At 61.5% G+C, this 15,860-nt stretch carries 13 protein-coding genes; 10 read left to right on the top strand and 3 right to left on the bottom strand.

Features of this window, described 5'->3' with window-relative positions; all coding sequences use genetic code 11:
* Positions 1 to 30: 30 nt before the first annotated feature.
* Positions 31 to 870, bottom strand: a complete 840-nt coding sequence (locus U4Y91_RS12570; RefSeq protein WP_321805317.1) for a symmetrical bis(5'-nucleosyl)-tetraphosphatase — start codon at positions 868 to 870, stop codon at positions 31 to 33.
* A 334-nt stretch (positions 871 to 1,204) separates the two neighbouring features.
* On the opposite strand from U4Y91_RS12570, the gene rfbB reads away from it, so the two are divergent.
* The 9 genes from rfbB to U4Y91_RS12615 all read left to right on the top strand — a co-directional run bounded on the left by rfbB (position 1,205) and on the right by U4Y91_RS12615 (position 12,548).
* Positions 1,205 to 2,266, top strand: a complete 1,062-nt coding sequence (rfbB, locus tag U4Y91_RS12575; RefSeq protein ID WP_321797048.1) for a dTDP-glucose 4,6-dehydratase — start codon at positions 1,205 to 1,207, stop codon at positions 2,264 to 2,266.
* Between the two features lie 11 nt (positions 2,267 to 2,277).
* Complete coding sequence (gene rfbA, locus U4Y91_RS12580) at positions 2,278 to 3,171, top strand: glucose-1-phosphate thymidylyltransferase RfbA (RefSeq protein ID WP_044846287.1); 894 nt, start codon at positions 2,278 to 2,280, stop codon at positions 3,169 to 3,171.
* Complete coding sequence (rfbC, locus tag U4Y91_RS12585) at positions 3,156 to 3,707, top strand: dTDP-4-dehydrorhamnose 3,5-epimerase (protein ID WP_321805318.1); 552 nt, start codon at positions 3,156 to 3,158, stop codon at positions 3,705 to 3,707. Before rfbA ends, rfbC begins: the two co-directional genes overlap by 16 nt.
* On the top strand, positions 3,700 to 4,599 hold the full coding sequence (rfbD, locus tag U4Y91_RS12590; protein WP_321805319.1) for a dTDP-4-dehydrorhamnose reductase: 900 nt from the start codon (positions 3,700 to 3,702) through the stop codon (positions 4,597 to 4,599). Before rfbC ends, rfbD begins: the two co-directional genes overlap by 8 nt.
* The gene (locus U4Y91_RS12595; protein ID WP_321805320.1) at positions 4,600 to 5,499 is read left to right on the top strand and encodes a glycosyltransferase family 2 protein; all 900 of its coding nucleotides are present in this window, start codon (positions 4,600 to 4,602) and stop codon (positions 5,497 to 5,499) included.
* Between the two features lie 60 nt (positions 5,500 to 5,559).
* Positions 5,560 to 6,342: an ABC transporter permease gene (locus U4Y91_RS12600; protein ID WP_200097096.1), complete on the top strand. Its 783-nt coding sequence runs from the start codon at positions 5,560 to 5,562 to the stop codon at positions 6,340 to 6,342.
* A gap of 9 nt (positions 6,343 to 6,351) precedes the next feature.
* Positions 6,352 to 7,104: an ABC transporter ATP-binding protein gene (locus tag U4Y91_RS12605; RefSeq protein WP_321805321.1), complete on the top strand. Its 753-nt coding sequence runs from the start codon at positions 6,352 to 6,354 to the stop codon at positions 7,102 to 7,104.
* Between the two features lie 19 nt (positions 7,105 to 7,123).
* Complete coding sequence (locus U4Y91_RS12610; protein ID WP_321805322.1) at positions 7,124 to 10,678, top strand: glycosyltransferase; 3,555 nt, start codon at positions 7,124 to 7,126, stop codon at positions 10,676 to 10,678.
* Between the two features lie 103 nt (positions 10,679 to 10,781).
* Entirely contained in the window at positions 10,782 to 12,548 is a 1,767-nt protein-coding gene (locus U4Y91_RS12615) for a glycosyltransferase (RefSeq protein WP_321805323.1), read from the top strand.
* A gap of 11 nt (positions 12,549 to 12,559) precedes the next feature.
* Here U4Y91_RS12615 and U4Y91_RS12620 read toward each other — a convergent pair whose 3' ends face one another.
* Positions 12,560 to 12,973 (bottom strand): GtrA family protein, encoded by a 414-nt coding sequence (locus U4Y91_RS12620; protein WP_321805324.1) that lies wholly within the window; start codon positions 12,971 to 12,973, stop codon positions 12,560 to 12,562.
* Positions 12,970 to 13,920, bottom strand: a complete 951-nt coding sequence (locus tag U4Y91_RS12625; RefSeq protein ID WP_321805325.1) for a glycosyltransferase family 2 protein — start codon at positions 13,918 to 13,920, stop codon at positions 12,970 to 12,972. Before U4Y91_RS12625 ends, U4Y91_RS12620 begins: the two co-directional genes overlap by 4 nt.
* A gap of 188 nt (positions 13,921 to 14,108) precedes the next feature.
* Between U4Y91_RS12625 and U4Y91_RS12630 the strand changes: the two genes are divergently transcribed.
* A complete protein-coding gene (locus U4Y91_RS12630) occupies positions 14,109 to 15,527 on the top strand; it encodes a DUF2142 domain-containing protein (protein ID WP_321805326.1) in 1,419 nt (472 codons plus the stop codon).
* The last annotated feature ends 333 nt before the right edge of the window (positions 15,528 to 15,860 follow it).

Raw genomic sequence — 15,860 nt, forward strand, 5'->3', positions numbered from 1 at the left:
TTCATTCCGCCCGCGCGCCGCGCGTGCGGATTATTCGCCGCCCGGCGTGCGGCACGCCTCGCACTGCACCTGCGTGACCGTACGCTGCGCCGGGTCGGCCGTCAGTCGCACGGCCGACAACTGATTTCCCCATACGCATCCCGAATCGAGCGCGACGACGTTGTCGCGCAGCATCAGGCCGAGCGCGGCCCAGTGACCGAACACGACCGTTACGTTTTCGGTGCGGCGCGCCGGTACGTCGAACCACGGCAGGTAGCCCGGTGGCGCGCTGTCGGGGCCGCCGTTCGCCTTGAACTCCATCGCGCCATCGGGCGTGCAGAATCGCAAGCGCGTGAACGCGTTGAACGCGACGCGCATCCGGTCGCGTTTTTTCAGGTTCGGACTCCATTGATTCGGTTCGTTGCCGTACAGGCCTTGAAGCGTGTCGCGCCAGTCGGGGGCGCGCAGTGCGCGCTGGAGTTCGTCTGCGAGTTCGAGCGCGAGCGATGTGTCCCATTGCGGCAGTACGCCCGCGTGCACGAGCAGCATGTCGTTGTCGAAGTGCGCGAACGGGCGGTGGCGGACCCAGTCCAGCAGTGCGTCGGCGTCGGGCGCGTCGAGGATTTCGCCGATCGTGTCGCCCGGGCGTTCGGTGCGGATGCCGGCCGACACCGCGAGCAGATGGAGGTCGTGGTTGCCGAGCACGACGGTCGCGCGCGGGCCGAGGTCGACCAGCGCGCGCAGCGCGGCGAGGGAGTCGGGCCCGCGATTGACGATGTCGCCGGCGATCCATAGCGGGGTGTCGGCGGGCGCTGAAAGCTTTTCGGACAGCGACTGGAAAGCTGAATGACAGCCTTGGATGTCGCCGATGGCGATGGGGGTGCGGGTCATGAGGGGCGGATCCTGCGGGTTTCCCGGGAAAAAGAAAAGTAATCGGAATTCAGCATAATTTTTTGGTCGATGTTCTCGGAAATGCGCTTGATTTGGTGGGAAATTCCGTTGCCGGCAAGGGTGCGGAGCGCTGTATCAAGTTGTTAGCAACGTGGCTTTTGCGCCGCGCGGCTCCCTATAATTGTCGTTTTCCCGAACAAAATTAGCATTTCATGACTTTGGCGGACATGTTGACCGGTTAAAATTCCCGGTCTGATGTACCGAACACAATACTGACAAATTTGACGCGGCCAGCGCCCGACAGTGCGGGCCGCGCACTACGAGAGGGAACCTCATGATTCTGGTTACGGGCGGCGCAGGGTTTATCGGTGCCAACTTTGTACTCGACTGGCTGCGCGATTCCGACGAGGCAGTGCTCAATGTCGACAAGCTGACTTATGCAGGCAACCTCCGTACGCTGCAGTCGCTGGACGGAAATCCGAACCATGTGTTCGCACGCGTCGACATCTGCGATCGTACCGCGCTCGACGCACTGTTCGCCGAGCACAAGCCGCGCGCGGTGCTGCACTTCGCAGCCGAAAGCCACGTCGACCGCTCGATCCACGGCCCGGCCGATTTCGTGCAGACCAACGTCGTCGGCACGTTCACGCTGCTGGAGGCGACCCGCCAATACTGGAACGGCCTGAACGACGCCGACAAGGCGGCATTCCGGTTCCTGCACGTGTCGACCGACGAGGTGTTCGGCTCGCTGTCGGCGACCGATCCGCAGTTTTCCGAGACGACGCCCTATGCGCCGAACAGCCCCTATTCGGCAACGAAGGCAGGCTCGGACCATCTGGTGCGCGCCTATCATCACACGTACGGCCTGCCGACGCTGACGACGAACTGTTCGAACAACTACGGCCCGTACCAGTTCCCCGAGAAGCTGATCCCGCTGATGATCGCGAATGCGCTCGCCGGCAAGCCGCTGCCCGTGTACGGCGACGGCCAGAACGTGCGCGACTGGCTGTATGTCGGCGACCACTGCAGCGCGATTCGTGAAGTGCTCGCGCGCGGCGTGCCGGGCGAGACGTACAACGTCGGCGGCTGGAACGAAAAGAAGAACCTCGAGGTCGTGCATACGCTGTGCGACCTGCTCGACAAGGCGCGCCCGAAGGCGGCCGGTTCGTATCGCGACCAGATCACCTATGTGACGGATCGCCCGGGCCACGATCGCCGCTATGCGATCGATGCGCGCAAGCTTGAGCGCGAACTTGGCTGGAAGCCCGCGGAAACGTTCGAGACCGGCCTCGCGAAGACCGTCGACTGGTATCTCGACAATCAGGTCTGGGCCGACGAAGTCGCGTCGGGCGAGTACCGCAAGTGGGTCGAAACCAACTACGCGAAACGCGCTTGAGGAGACTCGCGATGGCACGTAAAGGCATCATTCTCGCGGGCGGTTCGGGCACGCGGCTGTATCCGATCACGCACGTCGTCTCGAAGCAGCTGCTGCCGGTGTACGACAAGCCGATGATCTACTACCCGCTGTCCACGCTGATGGTCGCGGGCATTCGCGATGTGCTGATCATCTCGACACCGCAGGATACGCCGCGCTTCGAGTCGATGCTCGGCGACGGCAGCCAGTGGGGCATGAACATCCAGTACGCGGTGCAGCCGTCGCCAGACGGCCTCGCGCAGGCGTTCATCATCGGCAAGGAATTCGTCGGCAACGATCCGTCGGCGCTGATCCTCGGCGACAACATCTTCTACGGCCACGATCTCGCGAAGCAGCTCGAGCGTGCGCACGCGCAGGAAGCCGGCGCGACGGTGTTCGCGTATCACGTGCACGATCCGGAGCGTTATGGCGTCGTCGAGTTCGACAAGTCGTTCCGCGCGCTGTCGATCGAAGAGAAACCGGCGCAGCCGCGTTCGAACTACGCGGTGACCGGCCTGTATTTCTACGACAACCGGGTGTGCGACATCGCGGCCGACATCAAGCCGTCGCCGCGCGGCGAGCTGGAAATCACCGACGTCAATTCGCGGTATCTGAAGGACGGTGCGCTCAATGTCGAGATCATGGGGCGCGGCTATGCATGGCTCGATACCGGCACGCACGATTCGCTGATCGAGGCGGCCAGCTTCATCGCGACGCTGCAGAAGCGGCAGGGTCTAGTGGTCGCGTGCCCGGAAGAGATTGCCTATCGCCGGAACTGGATCGACGCGGAGCAGGTGCTGAAGCTGGCACAGCCGCTCTCGAAGAACGCGTACGGGCAGTACCTCAAGAACATTCTCACGGATCAAGTCGCATGGCCATCCAAGTAACGGCGACGGCGCTGCCCGAAGTCAAGATCATCGAGCCGAAGGTGTTCGGCGACGCGCGCGGGTTCTTCTACGAAAGTTTCAACGGGAAGGAATTCGCCGAGCAGGTCGAACCCGGCATCGAATTCGTGCAGGACAACCATTCGCGCTCGTCGAAGGGCGTGTTGCGCGGGCTGCATTACCAGATCCAGCACGCGCAGGGGAAGCTCGTGCGCGTCGTCGAGGGCGAGGTGTTCGACGTCGCGGTCGATATTCGCAAGCACTCGCCGAACTTCGGCAAGTGGGTCGGTGTGGTGCTGTCGAACGACAATCACAGGCAACTGTGGGTGCCGCCCGGCTTTGCGCACGGGTTCGTCGTGTTGTCGGAGGCCGCGCAGTTCCTCTACAAGACGACCGACTACTGGTTCCCCGAGCACGAGCGGAGCATCGTCTGGAACGATCCCGAAATCGGGATCGAGTGGCCGATCGATTTCGAACCGCTGCTGGCTGCGAAGGATGCGGCCGGCAAGCGTTTGAGCGAAGCCGAAGTCTATGCGTGAGGTGGGTGTGAAACCTGAACCGACGATTCTCGTGACGGGTGTGAACGGGCAGGTCGGGTTCGAACTGCTGCGCTCGCTGCAAGGCCTGGGGCGCGTGGTGGCATGCGACCGTTCGATGCTTGATCTGTCCGATCTCGATCGGGTGCGCGGCATCGTTCGCGACCTCAAGCCGTCGATCATCGTGAATCCGGCCGCGTATACGGCGGTCGACAAGGCGGAGACGGACGTCGATGCCGCGCGTCGGCTGAACGCCGATGTGCCGCGCGCGTTTGCGGAGGAAGCGGCGCGCATCGGCGCGGCGCTGGTTCATTATTCGACGGACTACGTGTTCGACGGCACCAAAGAGGGTGCCTATGTCGAAACGGATGCGACCAATCCGCAGAACGTCTATGGTCTGACCAAGCTCGAGGGCGAACAGGCGATCGCTGCGACCGGGTGTGCGCATCTGATCTTGCGGACGAGCTGGGTTTACGGCCGGCGCGGCAAGAATTTCCTGCTCACGATGCTGAAGCTCGGCAGTGAGAGGCCGGAATTGAAAATCGTCGCGGACCAGATCGGCGCACCCACGTGGTCGAACTCAATCGCGACCGTCACGGCACACGTCGTTGCGCAGGGGCTGGCGGCCGATTCGCCCGAATGGTGGCGTGAGCGCTCCGGTATCTACCACTTCGCCGCAGGCGGTGAAACGTCCTGGCACGGCTTCGCGGAAGAGATTTTCCGTTTGTCGCTGGGTGACAAGGCGCCGCGAACGGTGCCGATTCCGGCGAGCGAATACCCGGTACCGGCGAAGCGGCCCGCGAATTCCCGCATGTCGGGCGAAAAGCTCATGCAGACGTTCGGACTGCGCATGCCTGCATGGGACGATGCGCTCAAGCTTTGCCTGGATGCCTGAATGACTAACGCTTCCGCACCGCGCGGAACGACTGGCTACGTTGTCGTTTTTTATCGACCGGATGCGGACTGCGTGGTCCGTGCGAATCGCCTGTGCGGATTCGGGCCGTGCGTGGTGGTCGACAACACCGAGCGCGCCGTGTCTGCCGCGTCATTAGGGCTCGACCCGAGCGCGATCTATATCGCGAACGGTGAGAATCGGGGGGTTGGCGAGGCGTTCAACCAGGGGGTCGAGCGCCTGATCGAACTGGGGTGCGAATTCGCGATGCTGTTCGACCAGGATAGCGAACCGGAGAGCGAACTCCTGCGCGGATTGCCGGAGGTGCTCGCATGCGAGCTGTCTAACGGCACGCGCGTCGCGCTGGCCGGCCCGGCCTACGACGACCGTCGCCTGGGAGGCGTCGTGCCATTCGTGCGATTCGGCTATTTCAAGCTCAAGCGGGTACCGCCGACGGGAACCCGTCCTGTGGACGTGGACTTCCTGATCAGCTCCGGTTCGTGCCTGAATCTGGGCGCTTGGCGGGAAATCGGGCCGATGGACGAGGGACTGTTCATCGACTTCGTCGACTTGGAGTGGTGCATCAGGGCGCGAGCGAAGGGGTATGCGGTGCTGGGCGTCCCCGCCTTCCGGCTTTCCCACGAACTGGGCGGTGAACCCGTTCGCGTATTCGGACGAAAGTACCCGGGGCACAACGCATTGCGCCACTATTACATGTTCCGTAACGCGATTGCGCTGTTCAAGCGCCGGTATGTTCCGTTGACGTGGAAATCGACCGAGTTCGTCAAGTTGCCGGTCAGGCTCGCGATCTATGCCATCTTCATGACGCCGCGACTCGACCATCTGCGGATGTCCCTGCTCGGGCTCTGGCATGGCGCAATCGGCCGGACTGGTGCCCGATAACCGTATCGTACGGACTGTCCCTCTATTTCCAACCTATTCTGACAGATTCAAAAATCTCGCATGTTTAATCTCGCATTCGGTGACCTCAAGCAGAGCGTCGTGTCCTGGCGGCTCTGGACATTGTTGGGTTGGCTGGAGGTCCGTCAGCGTTATGCGCGGTCACGCGTCGGGCCGTTCTGGCTCACGATCAGCATGGGTGTGGTCATCGGTTCGATCGGCGTCGTGTATGGCACGCTGTTCGGACAGAAGATGAGCGACTACCTGCCGTTTCTGGCGAGCAGCCTCGTGATGTGGGGCGTATTTTCGCAGACGATTCTCGAGGGCAGCGTCGCGTATATCAACAGCGGCACCTACATCCGGCAGGCCGCTACGCCGAAGCTGATCTATATCCTGCAGGTCGCGTGGCGCAACCTGATCGTGCTCGCGCACAACTTCGTGATCGTGCTGCTGCTGCTGGTCATCTTCGGCGTGAAGAACTGGGAGGCGCTGCTGTTCGTGATCCCGGGGCTGATCGTCTACATGCTGAATGCCATCTGGATCGCGATGATTGCGGGTCTGCTGTCCGCGCGCTTCCGCGACTTGCCGCAGATCATCGGTGCGTTGATTCAGGTCGCCTTCTATGTGACTCCGATCATCTACCGCCCGTCGTCCCTGAACCGGTATTCGTTCATCGTCGAATGGAATCCGCTGGCCTATCTTTTGGACATCGTCCGCGATCCGCTGATCGGCCAGATTTCTCCACCGTTGACGTGGGGCGTGACGATTGGAATGGCGCTGATCGGATGGCCCATTGCGCTGACGCTGACCGGCCGGTTTCTGAAACGTATTCCGTATTGGGTGTGAGGTCGCCAAATGGCTTTTATCGAACTGAAAGGGGCGACGCTGGATCTGCCCATCTACGATGTGCAGGGACGCTCGCTGAAACGTCAGGTTCTGCGCATGGGGCGCCGCAACACGATCGCGGAAGACAACGACGGCGTGATTGTCGTGCGTGCGCTCGACAACATCGATTTGCGCCTCGAGAGCGGTGACCGGATCGGCCTGATCGGCCACAACGGTGCCGGCAAATCGACGCTACTGAGAACGATGGCCGGCATCTACCCTCCGACGGCGGGCACGGTGGCCCGCAGCGGCAAGGTGGTTCCTCTACTCGACATCAGTCTCGGGATGGATGAAAACTCTACGGGACTCCAGAACATCCGGCTGCGCGGTCTGCTGCTGGGAATGAGCGACGCGGAGATTCGTGAGAAGCAACAGGAGATTGCCGACTTCTGCGAGCTTGGCGACTACCTGGACCTGCCGATTCGGACGTATTCGAGCGGTATGCGTGTGCGTCTCGCGTTTGCCGTCTCGACGGCGGTCGATGCCGAGATCCTGCTGCTCGACGAAGTGATGGGTGTCGGCGATGCGGCTTTCATGCATAAGGCTGAGCAGCGGCTCGCGGATCTGCATAGCCGGGCCGAAATCGTCGTGCTGGCGATGCATTCGAATCATGAAATCCGCCGTGTCTGCAATAAGGCACTCTGGATGGAGCGTGGTCGGGTGCGGGCATTCGGTGCGGTGGAAGAAGTCGTGTCGGCATACGAGGCGCAAGTCGGCGTCTGATTGTCGTGGTGAGGGCAAGATGGTTGCCGCGCACCGCGTTCTGCTTGAGATGGATGCAATGAATCTGGGAAATACTCGACTCGATGCGGATGGCTGCAGTGATCTGCCCATTTCGCCGGTTTCGCTCTGGTGGCCGGAGCTCACGATTGCATCGGCGTGGCGGGTGCATGCGCCGTTCGGCTTCTGGCTGATTGACGCGGTACGGCCTGCTGTCGTCGTCGAGTGGGGGATGCGCGATGGCTTCGGCTATTCGGTTTGGTGCCAGGCCATTCGCGATCTCGGATTGTCCGCTCGCTGCAGCGCGTTTGGTGAACTGCGTGACGGCGCGTTGCCGGCTGCGCGTGAGGCGTCCGAGCGCCAGGATCTGCACGCGCATCATGCGCGGCATTACGCGACGTTTTCGACACTTGCGTGCTCGACACTGGATGACGCGTGCGCGAGCGTTGCCGATGAGACGATAGGATTGCTTCATATCGATCATGCGCCCGAGGACGGTGACGTCCGTCGGATTTTCGACGCATGGCTGCCCAAGCTCGCGCCGGACGGGATCGTGCTGCTCCATGGCACGCAGCGGGACGCTGGCAATGGCATGCGCGATCTCTGGGCCGTGTTGCGGACCCGCTATCCGTCGTTCGAATTCGCACACGGATCGGGGCTCGGCGTTGTCGCTGTCGGCGAACGTTATCCTGTCCGGCTGCGCCCGTTGTTCGAATCAGGCGCGCGTGCCGAGTATATTGCCGGCCTCTACGCGCATCTGGGCGATGCGGTCATGCAGCGATTCGGCCAGAATGAACGTGCAGGCATGGTGCGCGTCGGCGTGGACCAGGGTGTTCCGGTTCGCGGCGCCGCCGCAATCGGTATATTGCAGGCGGCGGTCGACAAGCAGCGTACGCGGCTCGACGTGCTGACACGTCGACTGAAATCCGAAGCGCGTAGCGCGTATCTTGCAAACGAGCAGTTGCGGCAGGCTCGAGCAGAGGTCAACGCATTGCGCGGCTCGACGTCCTGGCGCATCACGGGACCGATGCGGGCTGCCGTCGGATCCATGCGCGGCCCCCGTAGAGTGGTGTCGAAGGTGAAGAACCTGTCGGCAATCGTGGGTACGTCCGTCCGGACGCGGGGCGTCGCCGCGACACTGCAAAAAATCGTCGGTGCGCGAAAGGAGCATGGCCTGCGCGCGCTGCTGGCCGCCGTACCCGGCATGCATTCGACTCCGTTGTTCGATCTGCCGCCTGCTCGTCCTGCGCAAGGCAATCTGGCATTGCGGGTGCTGCTCATCGCGGAGATGAGCATTCCTCAATGCCTCAAATATCGCGTCACGCAAAAACAGAGGATGATCGAGGCGCTGGGCTTTGATTGCTCGGTCGTCAGTTGGAGCGATATCGACAATGCGAAGAGTCTGCTGCAGACGCATTCGATTGCGATTTTCTACCGCGTCCCGGGTTTTCCGGGGCCGCTCGAACTGATTGCCGAGGCGAAGGCGCTCGGGTTGACGACGTTCTGGGAAGTCGACGACCTGATTTTCGATGCGGAGAAGTATCTGCATAACTCGAATCTCGACAAGGTCGATGCGGAAACCCGCAAGGGCGTGCTGGCGGGAGTGCCGCTCTATCGCGCGGCGATGCTCGCGTGCGACTACGGTATCGCGTCGACGTCGGGTCTTGCGGACGCAATGCGGGAAGCCGGGGTGCCCAAGGTGTACGTGATCGAAAACGCGCTCGACGAAGAGACGATCCGCGTTGCGACCGCCATCGCGAACACACCGAAAAAGGATGATGGGCTGGTGCGGATCGCGTACGGTTCCGGGACCAAAACGCACGACGCCGATTTTCGCGAGGCCGCCGCCGCGATCAAGCGTGTGCTGGCAGCCAGGCCGAACGTCCGCCTGCGTATCCTCGGCGAACTCAACTTGCCGGACGATTTCAGCGACGTCATGGCTCAAGTCGAACGGTTGCCGCTGTCGAACTACGTAACGTATCTGAAACGGCTGGCGGAGTCGGACATCAGCATCGCGCCGCTTGAAGACAACGTTTTCAACGACGCCAAATCGAACATCAAGTATCTCGAGGCGGCAAGTATCAAGCTGCCGTCCGTCTGCTCGCCCAGCGCAGCGTTCCGTACGGCAATCGTGGACGGCGACACGGGTTTCCTGGCGGCGGATTCGGCTGCCTGGGAGCGAGCATTGCTCGCATTGATCGACGATCGGGCGGTGCGCGAGCGGATGGCCGAACGAGCGTTCCAGCACGTGCACGACGATTATGCTCCCGAGCCGATCGGGCGACATCAAGTGCAGCCTTTACTGGCCGGTTATCGGGCGCCACAGCGCAAGTTGCGAGTACTTGGCGTCAACATCTATTTCGAACCGCGGCGCTTCGGTGGTGCGACGGTCGTGGCGGAGGAAATGGCGCGGCGTCTGAATCGAAGCGGTGCACTCGAGTATTTCATGTTTTCGTCACTGCCCACCAGCGACGTGCCGGCCTACAAGCTGAAGCGCTACGATGCGACGGCGGGCGGCGTATTTGCGATGGGGCTGCCGGGCGAGAGCGATCCGTCGTTCGGATTCGAGAATCCGCATTCCTTGGCACCGTTCAGGGAAGCCGTGCGCGCGATACGGCCCGATGCCGTGCATCTGCACAGCATCCAGGGCATCGGCGCCCAGATCGCCGAAGTGTGTCAGGACGAGGACATTCCGTATGTCGTGACATTGCATGATGCATGGTGGATCTGCGGTCGGCAGTTCATGATCACGGGCGAAAATCGGTTCTGCAACCAGCGCAAGATAGACATCAACGTCTGCGCGACGTGCGTCGACAATCCGGCGCTGAACGGGTATCGCCAGATGCGGTTGCGCGATGTCCTGGAAGGGGCTGCGTTGCTGCTCGTGCCGAGCGAGTACTTCAGGCAGTTGTTTATCGAGAACGGCTTCGATCCGGCCCGGATCGCGCTCAACAAGAATGGCATCATGGCGCCCGCGTCGCGCGCCATCCCTCGCTCATCCGGTGAGCGGGTGGTGAGGTTCGGATATGTCGGGGGAGAGACGCCGATCAAGGGTTCGCATCTGATCAAGGCTGCGTTCAAGCAGTTGCCCTATACGAATTACCGGCTTCGCGTTGTCGACAATGTGCTGAATCTCGGCCGTCGCTCGATCGATCCGGTCGACTGGTCGATTCCCGGGGAGCTGGAGATCGTGCCGGCATACACGCAGGAAAGCATCGACACGTTCTTCAACGAAATCGATGTATTGCTCTGTCCGACGCAATGTATGGAGAGCTTCGGCCTGTCCGTGCGAGAGGCGTTGATACGTAACGTCTGGGTGATTGCGACGGACGCCGGCGGCTTGAGCGAGGATATCGTTCCGGGCGAGAACGGCGATGTGATTCCGCTCGACGACACGGGGCCGGCACTTGAAAAGGCCATCGGCCGCCTGCTGGCCGATCCTTCGCGTCTCGACGGATATCGGAATCCGTACGCCGACCGGATCCGGCAATTTGACGATCAGGCGAGCGAACTCGGTCGCCTGATCGAGCAGGCCGTTTCACAGCATCAGTCCATCCCGCAGGCGCCGGCACGATGATGGCGACGGAGTGCTGTCGCTGCGCCGGACAGCGGTGGTCGCGCGTCGGGTATTGCGAGTGCAGTCCGGAGGCATGGTGAGCAGGCGTGCTGCGGGAAATGCAATGCTTGCCCGGATCGCATCCGTGCGCCTTTCGATCAGCAGGCGTGCGGCCACGGTCATGGCGGCCGTGCGCCGGCAGGGGGTCAAGGGCGCGGTGCGCAAGATCGTGCGTGTGTTGCGACGGGATGCGCGATATCAAAAGTGGATCGCCAGCTACGACACGTGCGGAGCCCGAGAGCGCGCGACACTCGAGGCAGAGACAAGGAGGCTGCCTGCGTCTCCGCTGATTTCGATCGTGGTGCCGGTGTACAACACGCCGGCGTCGTTGCTTGCCGAGATGATCGAGTCGGTACTTGAGCAAATCTATCCTCGCTGGGAGCTTTGCCTTGCGGACGATGCGTCTCCGGAGCCGCATGTCCGCGACATCCTCCAGCGTTACGCCGCACGCGATTCGCGCATCCGCGTCGCATACCGGGCGCGCAACGGGCATATTTGCGAGGCGAGCAATAGCGCGCTGGATCTCGCGACGGGGGAATTCATCGCGTTGCTGGACCACGACGACGTATTGCCGAGCCACGCACTTGCCATCGTCGCGCGCTACATCAACGCATATCCTGAAGCGAAACTGTTCTATAGCGACGAGGACAAGATTTCGGAGGCAGGGCGGCGCAGTACGCCCTATTTCAAGGGCGACTGGGATCCTGAGCTGATTGTCCAGCAGAATTTCTTTTCGCACTTCGGCGTGTTCGACACGAATATCGTTCGAGCGGTCGGGGGATTTCGCCGCGGACTCGAGGGAAGCCAGGATCACGACCTCGTGTTGCGATGTGCCCGTGTCGTCGCTCCTTCGCACATCGTGCATATTCCACACGTGCTGTACCACTGGCGGACGATCGAGGGGAGCACGGCGGTCAGCATCGCGGAAAAGCCATACGCGGTCGACGCGTACGTCCGGGCAGTTACCGACCATCTTGCCGCGACCGGAGTGGACGCGACAATCGTGCCGCCGTCCCGCGATTTCCCGTTCATTCGCATCGACCATGCACTCCCTGAGCCGGCGCCACGCGTCCATGTCGTGGTCCTGCCGGACGACAGCCGGGACGCGGATATGGCCACGTATCTGTCGGATTTGCTATCGAAAACCGCTTATACGAACGTTCATGTGACGCTGCTGCAGCGAAACGCTGCGTTGTCGCTGCCTGACGAACTGGCGCGGACGGTTTCAGTCGCCGATGTGCGTGAAACCTGCGACATGGAGCGGCTGCTGGAGGGGCACGACATCGTCTGCATCATCGATGCGCGTGCGATGCCGATCGAGCGGAACTGGCTGCGCTGGTTGATTGGTCACGCGATGCAGCCTGGTGTCGGCCTGACGGGGCCGGTGCTGTTCGACGCGGCGGGCGCCTTGCGGGCGGCCGGACAGGTGATGACCTCGCACGGCCGTGCTGTTCCGGCGCTGCCCGGTGATGGAGTCGGAGACTTCGGCTATTTTGGCTGGCAGGTGCTGACTCATGCCGTATCGTCGATTCCTGCTGCATGCGTCGTCGCGAGGGTTGATCGCGTGCGTGCCGCCGGCGGATTGCGGTTCGATCCGGCGCGTGCATGGAATGTCGACCTGTCGATGCGAATGATCGAGACCGGCATGCGAAACCTGATCGTGCCGCGGGCCGCGTTTCGCGATACGTCGCGCAGGCAGTGGCAATTCATCGACGATCTGGTCGTCGGGGAAGCGGTGCGTGAATCGTGCTATAGCCCCAATCTGAGCCTGACGGGCAGCGCTGCGGAGTTCGACTATGCGTATCCGCCGCGTGTCACAGTCTTTTCGTGATCCGAGTTCGGTCAGTCGGGGCGTTTCGTGGTCGCATGCCGGAACACCCACAGCTTGGCGCTCGCGAAGTTGATGGCCATTCCGGCTAACGAGCCCCCTGCGACTGCGATGAGTGGCGCGAATGTGCCCGCATGCAGGAGCCGGATGATCAGCACGTAGACCGCATAGTTGCACGTACCACCCACCGCCATCGCGAGCAGATATTCGCACCATTCGCGCCACGCTGAGCGTCCATGTGAACGCGAGAAGGTTACCCTGCGGTTGAACTGCCATGTCGTGAACGCGGCGCAAAGAAACGAGATCACACGCCCCAGGTATGGTCCGGTGCCGAATCGCAGCATCATGTACAGGACGCCAGCATCGACAACGAATCCGATCGCGCCTGCAACTACGAAGAATGCGGCTTGCCTGTGAATTCCGGTCATGGCAGCGGCGGACGAGGGAGTCGGGGAATGGCCAGGTACGACAGTCTCTTCATTTCGTTTCTGCCGCGTGTAACGGTATCCAGCACGATGCCGCACGTCAGCAGGACACCACCGAACAGCGTCAGGCCGCAGCAGAAAATGACGGTTGGTATTCTTGGGACGAGTCCTGTCTCGATGAATGTTTCGAATACCGGAATGCTTAAAATGACCGCGAGTATCGTGCAGGCGGCGAAGGCCGCGAAGAAGAAGGCGAAGGGTTTTTCCGATTTGAACAACTTCAGGATCGTCATAAGGATCCTGAGGCCGTCCCGGTAAGTGCTCAGCTTGCTGGTGGATCCGTCGGGACGAGAGCCGTAGCGCGTTTCGATTTCGGCGACCGGCATGCGCATACCCAGCGCGTGGACTGTCAGCTCGGTCTCGATCTCGAATCCTGACGAATGCGCGGGAAACGATTTGGCATAGCGTCGAGAGAACACGCGGTAACCGGACAGCATGTCCTTGAAGGTCTTGCCGAAGATCGACGCAACACATTGCGTCAGCAATACGTTGCCGAATCGATGGCCCCGGCGATAGGCCGTCTGCTCGCTGCTCACCCGTGTGCCGACGACCATGTCGAGCCCGTCGTCGATCAACTGCTTGACCAGCATCGGGGCGACCGACGCGTCGTAGGTCGCGTCACCGTCGACCATCACATAGACGTCAGCCTCGACATCGGCGAACATCCGCCTGACGACATTCCCCTTGCCTTGCAGCGGGACGGAAATGACATCGGCGCCCGCTGCCCGGGCGATCTGCGCGGTGCCGTCGGTCGAATTATTGTCGAACACAAGAACGGAGGCTCCCGGCAAACTGGCCGAGAAGTCGCGAACGACTGAGGTAATGGCCGCCGCTTCGTTATGGCAGGGAATGACGACGGCTATGCGTGGCGTGTGGGATGAAGTCGACATGCTGCAGTGTTCCAGAAGATGGGCCGCCGGGAAATCGAAATAAGCATTGTAGTGTTTGCGAACGATATCTTGGCAATGAGCATGCGTTGTCGGGAGGCGGATTGTCGACCGCGAGACGCGTCGCCATTATGATATGGGGGACGGGTGAGTGGCTAACCGGGATCGAATGATTTCACGATTGGAGCTTCATGAGCGCGATGGAAGGGATGAATCGGCGAGTGACGCCGGCCATGCTCGCATGGATATATGTGTGCTATGCCGTGTTTACGGGGCTGTTGTTGATCGTGATCACGCCGCCGTTTCAGACACCGGATGCCGTCAATCATTTTTATCGCGCCACCCAGGTTTCGGAGGGACATTGGCTGGGTGAGCGCTATCCCGGAACATCCGGCGGCGCAATCGACGGAGGTGCGATCGAATTCGCGACCTTGTTCAATCCGATCATTTTTCATCCGGGTACGAAAGTGGATGGGCGGCTACTCGAGCAGGCCGCGTCGATTCGGTGGAGCGGCGCGGTGCGGCCGGCTGAATTTCCCAATACGGCCATCTATCCGCCATATGCCTATTTTCCTCAGGCGGTCGCAATCGGGATCGGACGATGGACTGGACTCACGATCCAGCGAACCTACATGCTGGCGTGTCTGTTTGGCCTGATCGCAAGTACCGGATTGACTTTCTGGGCGATCCGGATGGGACGTGCCACAGCCTTCCCTGTATTTGTCATTGCGCTGTTGCCAATGACCTCGATGATCTTTTCGTCCGTCAGCCAGGAGACACTCGTGTTTCCCGCGATCTTCCTGCTAGCTACCTATCTCGAGCACTTGACGGAAGCGTCGCGGCGGGTCGACACGCGGTCGCTGGCCTGTATCGGGGCAATGCTGGTGTTGTCCATATCGGCACGGCCACCGTACGCGGGGCTGCTGCTGCTGCTGTTCTGCCCCGGGCTTCGCTTTGACGATCACGGGTTCGGGCTGTTTCGCCGCGTAACGGCATGTATCGCGATCGGAACCATCGCGATGGCGGCGTCGTGGGTATTCGGGGCGGCAGCATGGGCTCCCGTGCCGCCGCCGCGTTCGGTCGGCGGACAGCTTGCCTATCTGATCGGCAATCCAGCGGACATTGTGCGTATCGCTGCTGCGACGATGCGCGAACACCTCGGTTTCTACTGTCAGAGTTTCGTCGGTATCCTCGGATGGCTCAACGTGCATCTCGGGCGCGACTACTATGTCGCCGCAGCATGGATGCTCGGATTCGCGGCGGCCTTTGCCGCGCTCGCTCCCGGTGTCGCGGTACGGTCCGTGATGGATCGATCGCTGCTGCTGCTGTCCGTCCTGACGTGCGTTGGCATGATCTTCGGCTCCTTGTATCTGACATGGACACCGTTGCACGCTCCGGTCGTCGAAGGTGTCCAGGGGCGCTACTTTGTGCCGCTCGCGCCGTTGTTCGCCATGGCGCTGACGGGCGTGGCCGGCGGTGGCGCAATGGGCCGCCGCCTTGCCGCAACCGGCATGTGCGCGGCCCTTTCTTTCGGCCTGGTTGTTTTTCCAATTTATTCGTATGCCCAGATCATTCACGCATTGCTTATGCAGTACTACGTTAGTTCCTAGCAGTGCGAAGCAGGATCGAGTGTATTCGAAGTTTTCTACACATTCGGAAGCGTGGGGCGTGCGTACGATTTATTACATTCTTGAAATATTCCCCTGGACGTCGATGCGCTACGCTGATTAAGGCGTGCCTTTCGCTCTGTCCGACAGCTTATTCGGCCCGTTCCAGCATCATCGGTATCGATGGGTGCTTGATCGGCGCATGACGATGCCCACGCATGGTGAACCAGGTTGTGAATCGATAGGGCGTCGATGTCGGGGGCGACTCCGGCGGGTGGTAGGTGACGCGAGAGATCTGTCCTGAAGCCGCGCGAGGGTCGTGCATTTCCGCTACGA

The organism is Burkholderia sp. BCC1993 (genome assembly GCF_905339865.1).
Lineage (GTDB): Bacteria > Pseudomonadota > Gammaproteobacteria > Burkholderiales > Burkholderiaceae > Burkholderia.